This is a genomic window from Telluribacter roseus, from assembly GCF_017355915.2.
In the GTDB taxonomy this organism is placed as follows: domain Bacteria; phylum Bacteroidota; class Bacteroidia; order Cytophagales; family Spirosomataceae; genus Telluribacter.
The window spans coordinates 1-18,263 of sequence record NZ_JAFEUV020000027.1 but is presented as its reverse complement, the minus strand read 5'-3'; the positions used below and the strand labels follow the sequence as shown (position 1 = coordinate 18,263).

The 18,263-nt window shown below is 52.0% G+C and carries 16 protein-coding genes; 12 read left to right on the top strand and 4 right to left on the bottom strand.

Features of this window, described 5'->3' with window-relative positions:
• Positions 1-42: 42 nt before the first annotated feature.
• The 3 genes from JTN23_RS25140 (at position 43) to JTN23_RS25130 (ending at position 2,029) form a co-directional block, all read left to right on the top strand.
• Positions 43-261, top strand: a complete 219-nt coding sequence (locus JTN23_RS25140) for a hypothetical protein (protein ID WP_247237880.1) — start codon at positions 43-45, stop codon at positions 259-261.
• 217 nt (positions 262-478) lie between these two features.
• Positions 479-1,372: a bestrophin family protein gene (locus JTN23_RS25135; RefSeq protein WP_247237879.1), complete on the top strand. Its 894-nt coding sequence runs from the start codon at positions 479-481 to the stop codon at positions 1,370-1,372.
• A 33-nt stretch (positions 1,373-1,405) separates the two neighbouring features.
• Entirely contained in the window at positions 1,406-2,029 is a 624-nt protein-coding gene (locus JTN23_RS25130) for a carbonic anhydrase family protein (protein WP_247237878.1), read from the top strand.
• Positions 2,030-2,084: 55 nt separating this feature from the next.
• Here the strand turns inward: JTN23_RS25130 and JTN23_RS25125 are convergent, their stop codons facing one another.
• Together JTN23_RS25125 and JTN23_RS25120 are read right to left on the bottom strand one after the other, a co-directional pair.
• Entirely contained in the window at positions 2,085-2,825 is a 741-nt protein-coding gene (locus JTN23_RS25125; protein ID WP_247237877.1) for a carboxylesterase family protein, read from the bottom strand.
• 107 nt (positions 2,826-2,932) lie between these two features.
• A complete protein-coding gene (locus JTN23_RS25120; protein ID WP_247237876.1) occupies positions 2,933-4,489 on the bottom strand; it encodes a serine hydrolase in 1,557 nt (518 codons plus the stop codon).
• A 175-nt stretch (positions 4,490-4,664) separates the two neighbouring features.
• On the opposite strand from JTN23_RS25120, the gene JTN23_RS25115 reads away from it, so the two are divergent.
• The 7 genes from JTN23_RS25115 to JTN23_RS25085 all read left to right on the top strand — a co-directional run bounded on the left by JTN23_RS25115 (position 4,665) and on the right by JTN23_RS25085 (position 8,447).
• Positions 4,665-5,258: a Crp/Fnr family transcriptional regulator gene (locus JTN23_RS25115; RefSeq protein ID WP_247237875.1), complete on the top strand. Its 594-nt coding sequence runs from the start codon at positions 4,665-4,667 to the stop codon at positions 5,256-5,258.
• Between the two features lie 66 nt (positions 5,259-5,324).
• Positions 5,325-5,879, top strand: a complete 555-nt coding sequence (locus JTN23_RS25110) for an NADPH-dependent FMN reductase (RefSeq protein ID WP_247237874.1) — start codon at positions 5,325-5,327, stop codon at positions 5,877-5,879.
• 31 nt (positions 5,880-5,910) lie between these two features.
• Positions 5,911-6,381, top strand: coding sequence for a RidA family protein (locus tag JTN23_RS25105; RefSeq protein ID WP_247237873.1), 471 nt, complete (start codon positions 5,911-5,913; stop codon positions 6,379-6,381).
• A gap of 23 nt (positions 6,382-6,404) precedes the next feature.
• Entirely contained in the window at positions 6,405-6,857 is a 453-nt protein-coding gene (locus tag JTN23_RS25100) for a hypothetical protein (protein WP_247237872.1), read from the top strand.
• Between the two features lie 19 nt (positions 6,858-6,876).
• Positions 6,877-7,461 (top strand): Crp/Fnr family transcriptional regulator, encoded by a 585-nt coding sequence (locus JTN23_RS25095; protein ID WP_247237871.1) that lies wholly within the window; start codon positions 6,877-6,879, stop codon positions 7,459-7,461.
• 95 nt (positions 7,462-7,556) lie between these two features.
• Positions 7,557-7,910, top strand: a complete 354-nt coding sequence (locus tag JTN23_RS25090; protein WP_247237870.1) for a SnoaL-like domain-containing protein — start codon at positions 7,557-7,559, stop codon at positions 7,908-7,910.
• Positions 7,911-7,946: 36 nt separating this feature from the next.
• Positions 7,947-8,447 carry a DoxX family protein gene (locus JTN23_RS25085; protein WP_247237869.1) on the top strand — a complete coding sequence of 167 codons (501 nt, stop codon included), beginning with the start codon at positions 7,947-7,949 and terminating at the stop codon, positions 8,445-8,447.
• Between the two features lie 264 nt (positions 8,448-8,711).
• Here the strand turns inward: JTN23_RS25085 and JTN23_RS25080 are convergent, their stop codons facing one another.
• Together JTN23_RS25080 and JTN23_RS25075 are read right to left on the bottom strand one after the other, a co-directional pair.
• Complete coding sequence (locus JTN23_RS25080; RefSeq protein ID WP_247237868.1) at positions 8,712-12,176, bottom strand: PVC-type heme-binding CxxCH protein; 3,465 nt, start codon at positions 12,174-12,176, stop codon at positions 8,712-8,714.
• Between the two features lie 201 nt (positions 12,177-12,377).
• Entirely contained in the window at positions 12,378-13,640 is a 1,263-nt protein-coding gene (locus tag JTN23_RS25075; RefSeq protein WP_247237867.1) for a GDSL-type esterase/lipase family protein, read from the bottom strand.
• 217 nt (positions 13,641-13,857) lie between these two features.
• On the opposite strand from JTN23_RS25075, the gene JTN23_RS25070 reads away from it, so the two are divergent.
• Together JTN23_RS25070 and JTN23_RS25065 are read left to right on the top strand one after the other, a co-directional pair.
• The gene (locus tag JTN23_RS25070) at positions 13,858-16,677 is read left to right on the top strand and encodes a PVC-type heme-binding CxxCH protein (protein WP_247237866.1); all 2,820 of its coding nucleotides are present in this window, start codon (positions 13,858-13,860) and stop codon (positions 16,675-16,677) included.
• Positions 16,678-16,953: 276 nt separating this feature from the next.
• Positions 16,954-18,138 (top strand): SIR2 family protein, encoded by a 1,185-nt coding sequence (locus JTN23_RS25065; protein WP_247237865.1) that lies wholly within the window; start codon positions 16,954-16,956, stop codon positions 18,136-18,138.
• Positions 18,139-18,263 lie beyond the last annotated feature (125 nt).

Below are 18,263 nucleotides of genomic sequence, written 5' to 3'. Positions count from 1 at the left end.
CCTGTGTGCCTTTATCATTAGCTACTAAAACCCTTTTGTATCATGGATTCATCACTACTCACCGAGAAGAAAAGTATATATGAAAAACGGCGGAAGCGTGGAGTACTATCCGCCGGTATAGGTGCTTCGGTGCTGGGCCTGGGCTTCCTGACCCAGTACATCCTGTACATGAATGACATGTCCTTCAATACCATTATGTACTCCCTTACGATCGTGGGCATTGGCCTGATTTTCTACGCGGCCGTCCAGTTTTTTAATTAGCAGGGAGCCCGCCAAGAGGATACCTCCCGATACTTTACCATGCTTTTTCCAATCTATCTGTAAGGTACCGTAGTGCCCGTGCAACAGCCCAGAACTGTCTGCGCACCAAAACACATCTGCCCAAACAGTCGTTAAAGAATAAGGAGTCTTTTCAATCTATGGATCAATCAGGCGATCTGAGTCACTAAGTTTGGTATTACTTTAACTGACTGGCGGTATGTTGTTAAATAAGAAAGTACCGGTTGCTTACATATTCAATAAGGTAAAAGTTGAATTTATATTTGTACTTATTATTTCGCTGTGCGTTCTTTTTCTTACTGATGAGTACCAGGATTTTTTACCCGAAATGCCTTTAACCGTTCCCGCGTTTATCGGAACGGCCATCTCTATTCTGCTTTCATTCAAGCTGAATCAATCGTACGACAGGTGGTGGGAAGCCCGTAAAGTATGGGGAAGTATCGTGAATGATTCCCGCAGCTTTGTTATTCAGCTCCAGATGTTAACAGCACGGGGGAATGATACGGCAATACAAAAGATAGCTTACCGGCAGATAGCCTGGTGCTACTGTCTGGGACGAAGTCTGAGGGGATTGGATCCGTTGGATAACCTGGAGGGCCTGCTGTCAGCCGAAGATTTTGCCGCTATCAAACTGCACAACAACAAGTCGCTGGCACTGCTGCAGATGCACGGAAGAGATATCAAAGAACTAAAAGAAAATAACCAGCTGGACTTATTTTCGCAAGTACAACTGGATAGTACCCTGGTTCGGCTTTGTGAAGCCCAGGGCAAAGCCGAACGCATAAAGTCTACTGTGTTTCCAGTAACTTACCGGCTTTTTCTGCATTATATTATTTATCTCTTTGTCATTACGCTCTCGATCTCGCTGGAAGACGTGGCCGGGTACTTTGAAGTACCCCTGCTAATGGTATTGTCGATGGCTTTCTTCTTACTGGAGAGGTCGGCAACGCATATGCAGGACCCATTCGAAAACCGTCCCACGGATACAGCCATGACCGCCATAGCACGGACAATAGAGATTAATATCAGGCAGTTGCTCAAGGAAACTGACGTTCCTGCCCCACATCAACCGGAAGAGTTTTATTTATCGTAACCATTTATCATAACCATCTAAATTACACTAATAATGAGAACCTTAACCGCAGAGATGCAGAAGTCCATCACGCCAGCTATGGCCTTGAAATTATTGAAAGATGGAAACCAAAGGTTTGTAAATAACTTGAAAGCAAACCGGGATCTTTTACAACAAGCGAATGAAACCTCGGACGGACAACATCCTTTTGCCGTCATTCTAAGCTGTATCGACAGCCGGACTTCCGCTGAGTTGATATTTGATCAGGGATTAGGCGACGTTTTCAGTGTTCGTATTGCTGGAAATATAATCAACGAAGATATTCTGGGTAGTATGGAGTTTGGCTGTAAGGTAGCCGGCTCCAAAATCATCGTTGTGCTGGGACATACCAAATGCGGAGCCGTAAAAGGAGCATGCGACCACGTAGAAATGGGCAATCTGACTGCACTGCTTACTAAGATCCGGCCTGCGGTTGAGGATGAACAAACGACCAAAGAAAACCGCAACTCCCAAAACGGTGAGTTCGTAGAAAAAGTCTCCCATATCAATGTAAGGAGAACGGTTGAAGCCATTCAGCAGCGGAGTCCGATATTGAAGGAGATGATTGAAAAAGGTGAAATCGCCATCATAGGGGGTATGCATGATATCTCAACGGGTGTAGTAACATTCTTTGAGTAGGAAGTTACATTATCCCTGACGAATATAGATTAAAGAATGTCCGCGGTGAAGCCAACTAAGGTTTCCCGCGGACATTTTTATAGGTAAGAAGCCAGTCGTAAAGAGCCTTGTTATCGTACTGATCCAGAATAAAATGATCCGCCTCGGGTAGTACGGTAAAGCGTACATTTCCTCCCAAAGTCTTCAATCTATTCACAAGTACCTCCGTATTACTGATGGGGGCAACCTCATCTTTGGCTCCGTGAATGGCCCAGACTGGTGTATGTACCAGGCTATCAGCCCAGCTTTCAATGGTAGACAGCGCACTCATGGGAGCTATGGCCGCAAACCGGGTAGGATAGCGGTAGGCCAGGTACCAGGTACCCCGGCCGCCCATGGAGTGGCCGGTCAGGTAGATACGGCTGGGATCGATGCGGTAGGTAGCTACTACTTGATCCAGCAGACTGATCAGACCTTCGGCATCGGTCCATATCTCGCCGCTGGGGCACTGAGGGGCCAGTACTACAAACGGAAAATGCCGGTCCTCCGCCAGCAACGCCGGCAGGCCCGTCTGTCTAACCTTAGTTAGGTCATTGCCGCGGGCGCTTCCCCCGTGCAGGTACAGGATCAGGGGCATGGGTTGAGCAGACTTGTCATACTCCTCCGGCAGGTACAGCAGGTAGGGCATATCCACAGTACGACTGACCGTACTGCGGTGCCTGCCTTCGCCTAGTCCGACGGCAGAGGGCCGCGGAGCGGACTTCGTCTGGGCCAGGGCCGGGAGGCAGCTACTACTACCCAGCACGAGCCAGACCATTAAGCACAAGCCCGGTAGTACATGGGAGGTACCACCGGATCTGCTGAACCATCTGTATTTCTCCGTTCCCATCATGATGTACCTGTATCAGACGTAGCGGGGATGCTTTACTTCACTTTCTTGGCGTTGAGCTCATAGAACCAGAAGTCGTCGTTGGGTACCTCAAACTCGATACCCGTTACCTTCTGGTTATTGTCAGTGGTGAATTTGACTGATCCGAAGGTAAACCAGGGGTGCTCCTTTTTCCAGTGCATCTGGAAGGTATCGTAATGCCAGTGCGACAGCGTGGAGTTCAGGTTGGGCGTATGCTCAAAGTCTATCTCCAGCGCCCCGTTCACCTCCCGTACCGTCATGTTGCCGTACACGTCGGTGTGGTAGGTACCAGCGTAGGCGCTCAGGGGTTGGGTGGGCTTGGTGTTCAGAATGCGTTTGGCCTTGAGGTCGGCTACCCGGGTGTCGCTGGCGTAGCCCTGGTTGGTGCGGGCTAGGTCCTTCTGCGACCAGTCGGTTTCGGGGCGGCCCAGGAAGGCGTCAAAGGTATAATGCGCCAGGGCGTTGATGGGAGCCTTCAGGCCGTTGGTCAGTATCACTACCCCCAGTTTCTGGTCGGGCAGCAGGTTTACGGAGGTGATCATGCCGTCGTAGCCACCCGTATGCGATACGCGCAGGTGCCCCTGGTAGTCGCGCAAGCCCCAGCCCAGCCCGTATCCGGCAAATACGGTACCGAAGTCATTAGGCTTGGTACGATCCGTCACGAAGGGGTTGTGCAGGTTCCATACCATGTTGCGGGTTTGGGTAGTAAGGAGAGTATCCTTACCGTTGATGCCGTTATTGAGGTTGAAGATCATCCACTTGCAGAGGTCCTCCACGCTGGAGATGAGGCCACCCGTAGCGGCTATCTCCTCCCAACTGGTGTAGGGGATGGGCTTGTGCGTGGTATTGTTGATCAGCGCGTGGGGCGAAGCAGCGTTGCCCAGCCGGGCTACCTGGTCTACATTCACGATGGTACGGGTCATGCCCAGCGGGTCGAGGATGCGCTCCTTCACATTTTCGTACCAGGTTTTGCCCGTCACTTTACGGATAATCTCGCCCGCCGTAATGAACATGACATTGGAGTAGCCGTAGCCCGCCCGGAAGGGGTACGCCATGGGGAGGTACTGGGCCCGACGGATGATTTGCTCGGACGTAAAATCAGAGTTGTACCAAACAATATCTCCACTAAATGTACCCAGGCCGACGCGGTGGCTCAGGATGTCACGGATAGTGGCGTTTTCGCCGGCGTAGCGGTCAGACAGGGTAAAGTAAGGCAGGTGGTCCTTGACCTTGTCGTCCCAGTTGAGCTTGCCTTCCTGCACCAGCATTCCCATCAGGGCTGAGGTAAAGGCCTTGGAGTTGGAAGCAATGGCGTACAGGGTTTTGTCATTGACGGGCGTAGTGGTACCCTGGGTAGCTACGCCGTACCCTTTGGCGAATACTACTTTGCCATCCTTCACGATACCTACCGACATGCCGGGTACGCCCCAGGCCTTCTGAGCATTGGCAAAGTAGACATCCAGTTTCTTAAAGTCCACCTTCACCGGCGCTTGGGCCATGGCAGGAGTGACGGTATTCAGGATGAGTGTCAGGAGGAGAAGGGGTCGGAACAGTTGAAAAATTAGGTACATGGCTGTTGTATCAAAAACGTAATGAAGTAATGGTAATGAGGGCCAGCAAGCTGGGCCGAGGGTTAAATATAGGAGAAAAATAGCTTTGTATGGTGGCTGTATCCGCATTTACCTCTTATTCTAGTACTTTTAAGCCCATACGCTCATACCGGGATTTAACAGGCATAGTTCAGGCATGAATCACTACGACGCTTTACTGGAACACATTCAGCAGGTAGTCCCTCTCTCCGAGGAGAGCAAAGGCTACATTAGGGAAGAGTTTAGGGTGAAGGAGCTCCGCAAAAAGGAGATACTCCTGCAGCAGGGGGATGTCTCCCAGCATATGCGCTTCGTCACGAAGGGCTGCTTCAGGTGCTTTACTATGGATGAAAAGGGAAAGGAGCATATCATGCTGTTCGGCGTCGAAGGCTGGTGGATCAATGACCTGTACAGCTACCTGACGCAGTTGCCCGCCCGGATTGTCATACAGGCACTGGAGCCCAGCGTAGTCCTGCAGATCCACCGCGACTCGATGGAAGGGCTGTTTCAGAAGGCCCCGGTGATGGAGCGGTTTTTCCGGATCAAGATCCAGAATGCCTACGTGGCCCTGCAGGAGCGGACCATGCACAGCATGAGTCAACCGGCCGAACAACGCTACCTTGATTTCCGTAAGAAGTACCACGACATAGAGCAACGCGTGCCGCAGTACCTGATTGCTTCGTACCTGGGCATTACGCCCGAGTTTCTGAGCAGTATCCGGAAAAAAGGGGTGGAAGGTCCTGTTTCTTAAGGTACATTAATTTTTTTCAACGGGGCCCTCCTGACCTTTGTAACATACCAACAAAACGTTAGCCCTATGAAAAAGATCATCGCCTTTGCCGGAAGTAACAGTACCCAGTCCATCAACCGGAAACTGGTAGAAGCAGCCACCCGAAAGCTGCCACAGGAAGCAGTCCAACTCATCAACCTGGCAGACATTAAAGTACCTATTTATGGAATAGATGTCGAAGAAGAAACGGGTATACCCGAGTCCATCCGGCAGCTCCATGCGGTACTGGCCGAAGCGGACGGATTTATCATTGCTTCGCCCGAGCACAACGGACTGCTACCTGCTTTCTTTAAGAATATCATTGACTGGCTGTCGCGTATTGACCAGAATATCTTTGGCCATAAGCCCGTGCTGCTCATGAGTACTTCGACGGGAGGCTACGGTGGCCAATCCAGCCTGAGTATCCTGAAAGGGCTTTTTCCGCGCTGGGGCGGACATGTAGTAGGTACCTTCTCGGTAGGTCCTTTTCAGGATAAATACGATGAGGCGACGCAAAGCCTGACCTATCCGGAAGACCAGCAACTCACCTCGGCCCTGGAGCAGCTCAGCGCCGAGGTGTTTGAGGCGGCGCCAGCCGCTTAGCCCAAACAAGAACCAGAATTAAGTACCAGTTATGGAAAAGACCATTAGTCCGCTACAGGAAAGATTACAGGCCCTGGGCATTCCCCTTACAGACCTGCCCAGGCCGGGTGGCTCGTACGTATCGGTCAACGTACGGGGAGCCATTGCCTACGTCGCCATTCAGTTTCCGATTCGGGGGGAGGAGTACCAATTCCGGGGGCGGCTGGGGCAGGAGATAACCACCGACGAAGGCTACAAAGCGGCTGCGCTGGCGGCTGCGAATGCCATTGCTCAGGTCGAGAGCTACGTAGGCTTGTACCGGGTACTGGGCCTGAATCATGTGGATATCTACTACCAGTCGTCGGAGGAGTGGGACGAGGGGCCCCAGGTAGCCAACGGCGCTTCTGACTTATTTTTAAGGGTACTGGGAGAGAAAGGACAGCATAGCCGATCTATTTTTGGAGTCCATAAGCTACCCCGAAACTTTTGTGTAGGCATTAGCTGCACGTTTACCCTCTTATAAATGAGTAAAGCCATCTATTAGCCATGAATACAGAAACAACAACCGCCAGAACGGACTGGTACCCCGAGCAGAAACTGATCGTAACGCAGCTCAGCGGTGATGTGGATCAGGCCGACATTGAGCAGTGGGAGCAGTCACTGCACCAGGCACTGGCCCAGATCGAAGACGGAGGTTCTTTTAAGATACTGGTAGATCTGTGGGGCTTCAAAGCCGTAGACCTTCCTACGCACAAACGGTACCGGGAGATCATCCCCCTGACGCTGGCCAGCTACGGCTGGAAGGTCGGCTACGTGGACTTGTTTGAAGAGGCGGCGGCCATGACGTTTACGACCTGGCGTGGTATACGTTGTATGGGGGCTGCCCATGCGCATCAGGACGCCACCAAGATCGAGAAGTACGAGAGCCTGTTCGGCAGGGATACTGAACGCTTCTTCACCGATCCCAGGCTGGCCGAGGAGTGGATCTTACAGCTGTAACCTTATAACTCTAACCCGTATGGATACCAAACCGCTGCTTGACTATCTGCGCAGATACATTGATCTGGATCAGGAAGAGGAAGCCCTTTTTCTTTCCAAAGTAAAGCTACGGAAGTACCTGAAGGGGCAGTACGTAGTACAGCAGGGCGATGTGTGTCTCTACGAAAACTTCGTACTGTCGGGCTGTCTGAAGTCGTTCCACATGGACCCGGAGGGGCATGAGCATATTGTTATGTTTGCCATTGAAGACTGGTGGACGGGCGACCTAGGGAGTTTTCTGAGTCAGACCCCGGCCTCGCTGAATGTTCAGTGTATGGAGAATTGTGTACTGGCTCAGCTTTCGCACTCAGACCTGCAGGAGCTATACATCCGGATACCCAAGCTGGAACGGTTCTTCCGGATCATTATTCAGAAAGCGTACGTTGCCTCTCAGCAACGCATAGTCCATAATCTGAGTATGCCTGCCAGGGACAGGTACCTCCACTTTCGGAAGCAGTACCCCCGCATCGACCAGCGGGTACCCCAGTACATGATCGCCTCCTACCTGGGTATTACGCCCGAGTTTCTGAGCAAGATCCGGAGCCAGCTTATCTACGAGCAGTAGTGTCTTAATCTAGATTAATCTCCTTTCTTAACCTACTTCATCGTCGGATAAAGGGCAGTGTATGAACTTTGTAGCATCACAAAAACACAAAGTGTATGAGCCAATTACTCGAAAAGATCACCGACCTGAATGACCTGGTTCTGCAAGGCAGAGCCCTGGAAGCATTCGACAAGTACTACCACGATGAGGTAGTGATGCAGGAGAACGAAAACCAGCCGACGCTGGGGAAGGAGGCGAATCGGATACGGGAAGAAGACTTCTTTTCATCCATAACGGAGCTCCGGCTCGCCCGTCCGCTGAAGGTTACCGTAGGCGAAGGCATTACGATGGTGCAGTGGCAGTACGACTACACCCATAAGGACTGGGGCGTCAAAAACTACACGCAGGTATCGGTGCAGGAGTGGCAGGATGGCCAGATCATCAAAGAGCAATTCTTCTACGGTAACTAACTTATTAATCATCTATTAGCCATAAAATATAAACCAATGAAAAAGCTACTATTTAACACCAATGATTCGTACGCGGGCTTGATCCTGCGGGTAAGCCTGGGAGGCGTTGTATTGGTACACGGTGCCCAAAAACTACTGGGATGGTTCGGGGGCTACGGCTTCACGGGTACTATGGATTTCTTTACCACTACCATGCACTTGCCCTGGCTGGTGGCGCTGTCGGTGATCCTGCTGGAATCGGTAGGGGCCGTAGCCCTGATAGCCGGCTTAGCTACCCGACTGCTGGCCTTGGCGTACACCTTTCTGGCGGTAGGTATCCTGATCACGCACGTCCAGTGGGGATTCTTCATGAACTGGTTTGGCAACCAGGGAGGCGAAGGCATCGAGTACTTCCTGCTCTGGATAGGTATGGCCGCCGCATTGATCAGCACGGGCAGCGGTACCTTCTCAGTGGACCGCCTGCTCTTTGGTAGCAAAGAGAGCTCCTCCCGCTCCGAAAGCACGAAGGAGTTGATTCATGAGGAGATTGGAATTTGATTTCTTCTAGATGTAATCCCATGTATCCCAAAACAGAAAAGAGGTGTGCCACTGTGGCACACCTCTTTTCTATGTATTATTTAGAATGAATTAGTAGTTAACGAAAGAATTATTGATTCAGCCGCTGCCACGGTGACCCCATCGGGGCGACACCTGATCTTATATGTGCCGCCCCGATGGGGCTTAAAGCATGCATAATCGTTATTAGTCTACTAAGATGTGGCCCCTATGGGGCCGCTTTTTCACTATTGATGGTGGATTATACTAGCGTCCCATTTTTAGCCTGGTCTGGGCCGTAACCTCCGGGCTATCGCGAAGCTGAATGTTAATGTTAGCTTCCCGGAAAGCACTTCTGTCAATGACCAGGGTGATGGGATGGATACCCTGAGGTAGCTCGGCCAGAGTACCCTGCTCGGTAAGTTTAAGGGGCTTGATACCCGCCCAGGCGGTTAGGCCGGCGGTGGAGTTAAGGTCTAGTTGGACTTTGCCCGGTGTCAGTACCTCTACCTCAAACCGTACCAGACTGTACTGCTTGCCCGGACCAGCTTCCACGACAGGTAGTTCATCCACCGGCAGGTCACCCGATACTTTGCTGTACACTGGCTGGTAAGGTACCTTGGCATTGGCTTTGACAAAGTAGCCCGGCCCTTCGGTACGTAGCCTGGCGGCCAGATCTTTAGTGGGCGAAGCAGTCTCCCAGCGGCGCACCAGCCGGGTGTTAGGTACCCGGTACTTGCCTGATTCGCCCAGCTTCGAAAGGAATCCGATCAAGTCCCGGAATTCGTCCTTGTCCAGACCGGCGGTCAATCCCGCTGGCATCAGCGAGCCCGGTACTTTCTCCATAACATCAATCTGGCTCTTCGGCACCGACACTTCCTGTCCCGTTACATCACGCATCACGATCTCGGAGGCTCCGTTGCTGACGAGGTAGCCCATCACTTCGTTGCCGTCCTTCTTCGCCACACGCTGCAGTTCGTAGCCCTCCTTGATTGAGGCCGTAGGGTAGAGGATGGAGCGGATAATGGTTTCGGCGGGTGAACTGGTACCGAGGCTGCTCAGGTCAGGGCCAATAAGGCCACCGGCGCCACCCAGGGCATGGCAGCTGAAGCAACTGGTCTTGCGGTAGATCATCTCACCCCGCTCTGCATTGGCTGAGTTAGTAGCCTCCCGCGCCAAGCTCGCTATTTGCTGATCGTTGAGCTGCTGCGGCATTCGTTCTACCGGCATGGTACCTCCTGATGCTTCCAGGGCCTGCTTCAGGAGCTTCACCTCGTCGCTCTGGTGGCGGTTCCAGTGTATCAATCCCTGTATCCTGGCGCGGGCCGCTTTGGCCGTTGCTTCCGGTATCTTTCGAGCCATAAGGGCTTCGGCTAGTGCCTGGGTCCGCGGCGGTTGTGACATAAAGGCCCGGTACAGCTCAGTCGCATCCGTTTCGGTAGATAGCGTCTGCATCAGATCAACGGCCAATCGGGCCGCTTCGGCTGCGTCCAGTGATACCAGCTGAGCCGTCGCCAGCAGCCGTGATTCTTCCGGACTTTTGGGGCCAGCCATCTCGGTCAGTATCTGTCTGGCTTTGTCTTTATTTAAGAGAGTAAGGGCATTCATAGCCGCTCTCTTCGTGTCTTTATCCCCTTTCCTGATCAAATCAACCACCCGGTCCGTCATGGCTTCCATACGCCAGAGGCCGATCAGACGGATGGCACTGGTCGCAACGGCCGGGTCTTCGTTTTCGATAAATCCGGCTATTCGGCCAAGCTCACGCTCCGGCTTTACGTTTCGCTGACGGGCTGCGTTTTCCAGAGCGGCCAGTTGGTCTGCTACCTGCTTAGTCTGTCCGGCATTGCCCTGTACAGCCATATCAAAAAGGAGGTTCAGATCGGCAGGCTTGCCGTTGCGGGCCAGGGAACTGAGTACATCCCTATGGTATTGTTCAGGTACCTGACCTTTTTGATACAACTGGGCCAGTTGCGTCACCGCTTCCGGATTATTTACTGACTTCAGGACAAAGGCCGTCTTCTGGGGAGTGCCAAAGAAATCCGGTTCCGTTTTCAGACGCTTTGTCCACTGGGGCTCCAGCTCGCGGGTAGTCTGCCACAGGGCAAAGTCCAGAAACTCATCCATCGGCTGTTCCAGAACGGCCAGTGCTGTACGCGCTGCTTCCGCCGTCTTAACATCACGGAGGGCTATCACCGCCTCGAGGCGTACCTGCGGGTGCTTGTCAGCTACCGCTTTGGTGAGCAGAGCCGGTACATTGGCAATCTTATCGTGCCATAGCTGGAGCGCCCGGATGCCAGCCGCCCGTGCCTGATGCTTTTCGGCATTGAGCAGACTGAGCAGCAGAGGTTCATTTACAGTATCAAGGGCCTGGTAGAGCCACAGGGCTTCCAGGAGCTGGTGTTCGTAGTTAGTGTCTTTCTTGTCCAGGCTGGCCGTCCACTTCTGCAGGGCGGGTACTACCTCGTTGGCTCCGCGGGTTTTCAGGAGCTGCTTGGCCTGTAGGCGCGTCCAGTCTTCCGGTAGCTTCAGGGCATCGAGTAGTTCCTGCGTACTGGCTTTGGTCAATTTAGGGGCTTTGACCAGCGGACGGTTTTTAGCCGTAATGCGCCAGATGCGTCCGCGCTCCTGGTCGCGGCGCGGGTCGTGGAAGTCCACCTCTCCGTGCTGGATGATCGGGTTGTACCAGTCGGCTACGTAAATGGCTCCATCCGGTCCTAGATTGATATCCACCGGACGGAAGGCCACGTGATCAGTCCATAGCAGGTCCTCTACCTGCTTGGAGGCGTAGCCGCTGCCCTGCTCTTCCAGCTTAAACCGGTTGATCCGGTTGGCCCGGAAGTCGTTGGTGATGACACTGCCCTGCCACGACTCCGGCAGGTGCCGTCCCGAAACTACTTCCAGTCCGCTGTGCTTGGGCTGTCCCGGATTCAGTCCCCGGATGATCCGCTCGGCTCCCGGAGAGGTTACGAACGTAGCACCCGGAAACGCGTAGTTGATACCTTCACCCCCGGCACCATCGGTCAGAAACGACTGTCCCCAGCGGTCAAACTGCAACCCCCAAGGATTGACCAGACCTTTGGCGTACACATCCAGATCCAGGGTTTGGGGCTGTAGCTTCCATACACCACCACCTTCCAGTCGTTTAATACCTGATGGGGTTTCAACGTGGCTGTAGATATAGATGGACTGGTTGAAGTACAGCCGCCCTTCCGGTCCCCAGCGGAAGGTATGTATGAGGTGGTGCGTGTCGGCGACGCCAAAGCCGGTTAGTACCTGCCGCTTTTTATCCGCCTTGCCATCACCATCGGTATCCATAAAGTGCAAGATCTCGGTAGAGTTGGCTACGTATACTCCGCCGTCGCCGGGTAGTATGCCCGTGGGAGTCAGTAGTCCCTCGGCAAAAATGGTGGACTTGTCGGCCTTGCCGTCTCCGTCCGTATCTTCCAGTACAAATACTTTGTCGTTGGCCTCTTCGCCCGTTTTGAGGTGCGGGTAGGCCGTACTGCTCACTACCCATAGCCGTCCTTCGGCGTCCCAGTTCATCTGAATGGGCTTGGCCACCAGTGGCTCCGAGGCAAAAAGCGTTACCTCAAAGCCATCCGCTATCTTGAATGACTCCAGTTCGCTTTGTACATCCGGATCAGGATTGTCTTTACGGTTGTCCTGATGGACCGAGGAGGTAATCAGGAGCAGGAGTGGAATGATCAGAAATCTATAAAATAGGGTTTTCATAAGTTCTTTATCGGACTCAGGTTGTGTATTGGTTAACAAGGTTATGATCCGTGGCCTGTGTCCCCACAGGCCTGTGAGGACACAGGCCACGGAATTATACTTTATCAAAATCAGTTTATAATAAACGATTGTCAAAAATTGTATAAATCGCTGACTAACAGATAAAAAGAGGGCTAACGGCTAAAAGCTAATAGCTAACAGCTACTTGAGTTGGCTAAGCTGATATACGGGTGATTTGGGCATGCGGCGCAGGGCGATCTGTCCCTCCAGCCAGGTAATGATAAAGCTCAGGTCTTCCAGCGTCTTCACGTGCCGGCCCTGCTCATACGAGCGGAACCCGATGATGTACGTATGGTTCTGGGGGCGGTACTGATGGAAATACAGTTCATTCTTCTTCCGGATCATCTCGCGCAGTTGAATTGCCTGCGTCATGAGAGGGACCTGGGTGAGGGCTACACCTTCCGCCCACTGTTTGTCCGAAGCGGTATATACCTGATTGCCGTCGGCGGTAAGAGTATAGTACCCTTTCTTAAGGCCGGTAATCCGGAGTACCCGCTCCGGGTCCACGACTGCCTTACTTTCGGCGGGCAGCGGTAGGGACAAACAGGGCGCATCTATGGTAAATTTCAAATCTGTGTTATCAGTACCAGCACCGATCAGCCTGGCAGTACCCGATGGCGTTACGCCCTGTTTCGAAACCTGAATAGTAACGGTTTCCTGACGAGGTGCCAGACCCAGACCTTTTTCAAGGACTAATGCCAGGTGGTAGTAGCCAGTTTCGTTGAGGTGGAAACCATTATCCGATACGGATACCTTCTGGCTGATCTCTCGCAGGGGCTTGTAAATATCAATAAAGCGATTGCCGCGCTGGGAGGCCGTTTTGGCTATGGCCGAGGTATAGAGTTCCAGCATGGCGTTGCGCTGGGCGGCATTCCGCCTGGTCAGGTTTTCGGGAGAGTCGGCGGCGAAAAGCGGCATGGGGGACAGCAAAACCGCTTTGGCTCCCAGTTGATCTATCTTATCGAGCAGCTTGTTCAGGCCCTCGGTAAAGCGGGGCAGACCTTCCTCGCCCTCCTCCGCTTCGATGCCTCCGTACCCTACAAAGACAAGCGTGGGCTGGGCTTTGGTAATCTGCTCCATCAGCACGTCATAGGGAGTAGGTGGATTGGTAATAGTACCCCGTGCTGCTCCGAAAACATTGTCACCTGACCAGCCGATGTTCCGGAAGGTAATCTGTCGGTCGGGCCAGCGGGTAGTGAGGGCCAGTTCCAGGTATCCATGCTGCAGATCATTTTCGAAGAGAGAGTTGCCGACAAACAAGACCCTCTCGCCATGCTTCGGAGCAAAAGTGGCCGGTTCGGTCTTGCTCGAGGAGGAGGTTTGGGCCACTGCCAGCAGAGTGGGGAGCGTCAGGAGCCAGAGGAAAATGTAACCAAAAGTAGGCGGTACCTTTTTATGTATCATGTATTGATCTGTATGCTGGTTGTATATATTAAAAGAAGGTCTCGGGTAAAAAATATCTATGTCCTGGAGAAGAATATAATACGAAAAGCTTTTCAGCTCCAAAAAAAGCAACTGGCTAGGGTAGAGCATACTAGAAGTGAGGGTGGTTGTATAGTAGTTACAAGCCGGTGTTTTCTTTTAGACCTAGTATTCGCCCCTTATTCCTATACCCGTTCCTATGCATACCTTACGCCTATTCTTACTGCTTCTGACCGCCCTTGGTGGCGTCTCCCACACCTATTGTGCCGCTCAGCAATCCAATTCTGCGCAGGATAATGTTAAATACGACCGTGAGTATGCCCTGGAGGCTACTATGCTGGGGTACTTCGGAAAGGACGGTGCCCGTAACCCCGTTCTTAAAGCCAATAAAGGTGACCGGGTACGTATCACCATCACCAACGGTGAGCAGATGACGCACGATATAGCGCTGGAGAAGCTGGGACTAAAAAGTAAGACCATCCAGGAAAAGGGCGCTACTACCAGTATAGCCTTCGTGGCGCAGCAGAGCGATACCTACTTCTGTACCGTACCGGGGCACCGCACGGCGGGTATGGTGGGTAACTTCGAAGTAGTGGAAGGAGCCATCACCGGCAACACCGTAGCCGGACAGGTACCTACCCGCAACGGCCAAACGCTAAACCTGGGCTTTGAGGCAGGTACCCTGAAAGACTGGACCGCTACGGGTGAAGCCTTCGCCCAGCCCCTCTTTAATCAGGACCCTTCACCGGTCCACGAAAAGGAAATGCGCATCGGGTACGAGGGCAAGTACTTCCTGAGCAGCGGCGGTGTTACCAACGCCAAACTAACTGGTACCCTCACCTCGACACCCTTCCAAGTGACCCAGCCCTTTGCTGCCTTCCGGGTGTCGGGCGGAGCCTTACAGGATACCCGCGTGGAGCTGGTACAGGCCGGTACCAACAAGGTAGTCTTCCAGATTACGGGGCAGGGCCGGGCTACTCTCCAGCCGGTGGTCGTAGACCTGCAGCCGTACCTGAACCAGGAGATATTCATCCGCATCGTGGATAACGAGACGGGACTATCGCAGATTCCGTACATCCCGCACGACAAGTGGGCGCACATCAATTTTGATGATTTTCAGCTGTACCCCAGCCGCCCCGATTTTCCGAACGAGCTTAAGCCCAAGGATATCATCATCCTGCCGCCGCTGGACCCGGTCCTCAACGCTGGTCTTTCGGGCATCAAGGCTGCCGAGGCCATGACACCGCCTAAAGGATTTAAAGTAACACTGGCCGCCGCCGAGCCGGATGTGGTACGACCGATCAGTTTTACCATCGATGCCCGCGGTCGGCTGTGGGTAGTGGAAGGTCACACCTACCCAACCCCGGCTCCGGAAGGACAGGGCAGAGATCGTATCCTGATTATGGAAGATACCAATGGCGACGGTACCCTCGACAGCCGGAAGGTATTCATGGAGGGCCTTAACCTGGTGAGTGGTATTGAGGTAGGCATGGGTGGCGTATGGCTGGGTGCGGCCCCTTACCTGCTGTACATCCCCGTTGATGCCAAAACGGATAAGCCCGCCGGTCCGGTTCAGAAGTTGCTCGACGGCTGGGGTACGCAGGATACGCACGAAGTACTGAACAGCCTGCGCTGGGGACCTGATGGCTGGCTGTACGGTACCCACGGGGTATTTACCCACTCCAACGTAGGCAAGCCCGGCGCGCCGGATTCAGAGCGGACCAAGATCAACGCTGGCGTATGGCGGTACCATCCTACGCGGCAGACTTTTGAAGTATTTGCTGAGGGCAGCAGCAACCCCTGGGGCATTGACTTCAACGACTACGGGCACCCGTTCATTACGGTATGCGTGATTCCGCACATGTACCACGTCATACATGGCGCTCGCTACCAGCGGCAGGCCGGTAAGCACTTCAACCCCTATACCTACGACGACATCAAGACCCACGCCGACCACGTCCACTGGGTAGGGGAGCGGGGGCCGCACGCGGGGAATTTCCGGTCGGCTTCGGCCGGTGGTGGTCATGCCCACTCGGGAGCCATGATCTACCTGGGCCATAGCTGGCCGCAGGAGTACCGCAACCAGATATTCATGAACAACATCAACGGGTCCCGTTTGAACATAGATAATCCCACCCGCGCCGGCTCAGGCTATATGGTTACCCACCGTCCCGACTTCATGGCCATGAATGATTCGTGGTCGCAGTGGCTGAACTTCAAGTACGATGCGAGTGGCTCGGTCTGGGCCATCGACTGGTACGACAAGAACCAGTGCCACAGCCCCAACCCCGATGTACACGACAAAACCATGGGGCGTATCTTCAAGATCACCCACGAAAATGACAAATGGGTAAAAGTAGACCTGACGAAAGCATCGGACGAACAACTCGTGAAGTACCAGCTGCACCCTAACGACTGGTACGTACGCACCGCCCGTACCATCCTGCAGGAGCGCGGCCCGAATAAGAAGGTACATGCCGCTCTGAAAGATATCCTGGCTAAAAATCCCGACGCTACGCGTAAGCTCCGTGCCCTCTGGGCTCTGCACGTCACCGGCGGACTAACCGACAAAGAACTGCATAATCTACTGGCCCACGACAACGAGTATGTACGTAGCTGGGCCATCCAGCTCCTGACGGAAGATAAAGCCGTTTCGCCTGAGACACTGAAGCAGTTCACCACCATGGCGCAAAAAGACGCCTCGGCCCTTGTACGCCTCTACCTGACTTCCGGCATGCTGCGCCTGGAACCCGCGCAGCGCTGGGAAGTGATGGAGGCCCTGGTGCAGCGTGCCGAAGACAAGGACGACCACAACCTGCCGCTCATGGCCTGGTACGCCGCCGAACCCCTGGCGACCGTAGACGTGAAGCGCGCCCTGCAGCTGGCCGAAAAAGCCAAACTACCCAACATCCTGACCTATATGAAGCAGCGGGTGGAAGCCATCGGTACTGATGAGGCGAAGAAGGCGCTAAGTGATTTTAATGCTCGCTTAGGGATGGTGGAGCATTCGGGGCATTGAGGGGTAGGTACTTGTGTAGGTGGAGGGGTTTGAAGGGGATTTTGTATTGTTGATTGGGTTGAATAATACAAAATGCGAAGTACGTATTTTGTATTGCCGGTGGCAGGGATATTAGTATGTATCTACATAACTTATTGATAATAAAGGTGATAATAGTTTGGCGGCACACTTTTTGGAATTCCCCCAAGAAAAACAAATTTAGCTTGACGCGTAAAATCTTCGTCTATTTACTAGTTAGGTGCAATTTGGCAGAGACCTTAACTAACTGAAAATAAAATGAACGTCGAAGAAATCTTTTTAAAGTTTGCAAACGGTGGACAAAGAGACTATTACTCTTTTGAAACATTCATACTGAACCTGCTTAAGTTTCATATTGAACGTCAAGGTAAAAAATTTGCGTTGGTTGAAAGTCAAAGAGGGATTGGCGATGCTTATGCAGAAGACGGTTTTGACAATTTCAAAGGTTATACTCTTATTGATGTAAAGTTTGGCTTACACAGAATGCCTTCTAGGGTTTTGACCGAACAGTATATTCAAAGATTTATACGCTTAGAAAAACAGCCGACTTTTTCAAATGTCCTAATAATCAATTTTCAGACAGTTCCACAAAGGACTGTTTCGAGAATGATGGATGAAATAACTTCATTAAATCCAGAACTAAAAATAGCAATTTGGGGACCTGAAGAAATAACTAAGTTAGTTAACAAGCATAAAACGAAAGCTACAGAAATTGCTAACAATCTATTTTCCTTACGTCTTGAGAATGCCGTTACTAAAGAAGCAGGAGATTGGGAAAAAGAAAGGGAGGAAAAAATAGATCTTTTAAAAGAAGCTTATGAACGTGGTCAGTTTTCTATGTTTTTGGGTGCGGGAGTATCTAGCAGTGCTGGAATGCCAGATTGGAACACGCTTCTTAATTCACTTTTCGTTTCCTATCTAACTAAAGAATTCAACCAACAAACGAACATATCAGATGAAGATATCAAACAAATTGTTGAAAGACTAAACTCTATTGATGAGCCATCTGCATTGATGGCAGCTCGTTATTTAAGGAAAGGACTTTCAAAACAAACGACAGAGATAAAAGAATTTACGAAAACAATTACTGATAATCTCTACAAACTAAGGGATACCAAGAAAAGTTTAAGTTCTGACTTGATCACAGCAATTTCCAACTTATGCATGCCAAGAAGAACAGGAGCAAAAGTTAGAACTGTGATTACCTACAATTTTGATGATCTACTCGAGAGGCAACTAACTTTAAAATCAATACAGCACCATAGCATTTATACGGATAATGAAGCTTTTGATCCGGACGAACTGCCAATCTATCATGTTCACGGTTTTTTACCAGAAGATGGAAAAAAATATGAAGGACTAGAGAAAAGTACACTAGTTTTTTCTGAAGAAGGGTATCATCAAATCTATACTAGATATGTTGCATCGGTGAAAACTAGCTAGTTAGTCAAGTAGAAGTTCCACAATCTGGCGCAAACCTCCACTGTATCACTGTACATTTTACAATTGTGGATTCGCAAACGGTCGGACAGAATACGGTAACGTTTCATACCGCCGATAGCATGTTC

Bases quoted from the DNA above. Each gene is read 5' to 3' on its own strand.
- JTN23_RS25070 (WP_247237866.1), top strand. From the start codon at position 13,858: ATGCATACCTTACGCCTATTCTTACTGCTTCTGACCGCCCTTGGTGGC.
- JTN23_RS25085 (WP_247237869.1), top strand. From the start codon at position 7,947: ATGAAAAAGCTACTATTTAACACCAATGATTCGTACGCGGGCTTGATC.
- JTN23_RS25125 (WP_247237877.1), bottom strand. From the start codon at position 2,825: ATGGTCTGGCTCGTGCTGGGTAGTAGTAGCTGCCTCCCGGCCCTGGCC.
- JTN23_RS25140 (WP_247237880.1), top strand. From the start codon at position 43: ATGGATTCATCACTACTCACCGAGAAGAAAAGTATATATGAAAAACGG.
- JTN23_RS25120 (WP_247237876.1), bottom strand. From the start codon at position 4,489: ATGTACCTAATTTTTCAACTGTTCCGACCCCTTCTCCTCCTGACACTC.
- JTN23_RS25100 (WP_247237872.1), top strand. From the start codon at position 6,405: ATGAATACAGAAACAACAACCGCCAGAACGGACTGGTACCCCGAGCAG.
- JTN23_RS25080 (WP_247237868.1), bottom strand. From the start codon at position 12,176: ATGAAAACCCTATTTTATAGATTTCTGATCATTCCACTCCTGCTCCTG.
- JTN23_RS25115 (WP_247237875.1), top strand. From the start codon at position 4,665: ATGAATCACTACGACGCTTTACTGGAACACATTCAGCAGGTAGTCCCT.
- JTN23_RS25075 (WP_247237867.1), bottom strand. From the start codon at position 13,640: ATGATACATAAAAAGGTACCGCCTACTTTTGGTTACATTTTCCTCTGG.
- JTN23_RS25090 (WP_247237870.1), top strand. From the start codon at position 7,557: ATGAGCCAATTACTCGAAAAGATCACCGACCTGAATGACCTGGTTCTG.
- JTN23_RS25095 (WP_247237871.1), top strand. From the start codon at position 6,877: ATGGATACCAAACCGCTGCTTGACTATCTGCGCAGATACATTGATCTG.
- JTN23_RS25135 (WP_247237879.1), top strand. From the start codon at position 479: ATGTTGTTAAATAAGAAAGTACCGGTTGCTTACATATTCAATAAGGTA.
- JTN23_RS25110 (WP_247237874.1), top strand. From the start codon at position 5,325: ATGAAAAAGATCATCGCCTTTGCCGGAAGTAACAGTACCCAGTCCATC.
- JTN23_RS25130 (WP_247237878.1), top strand. From the start codon at position 1,406: ATGAGAACCTTAACCGCAGAGATGCAGAAGTCCATCACGCCAGCTATG.
- JTN23_RS25065 (WP_247237865.1), top strand. From the start codon at position 16,954: ATGAACGTCGAAGAAATCTTTTTAAAGTTTGCAAACGGTGGACAAAGA.
- JTN23_RS25105 (WP_247237873.1), top strand. From the start codon at position 5,911: ATGGAAAAGACCATTAGTCCGCTACAGGAAAGATTACAGGCCCTGGGC.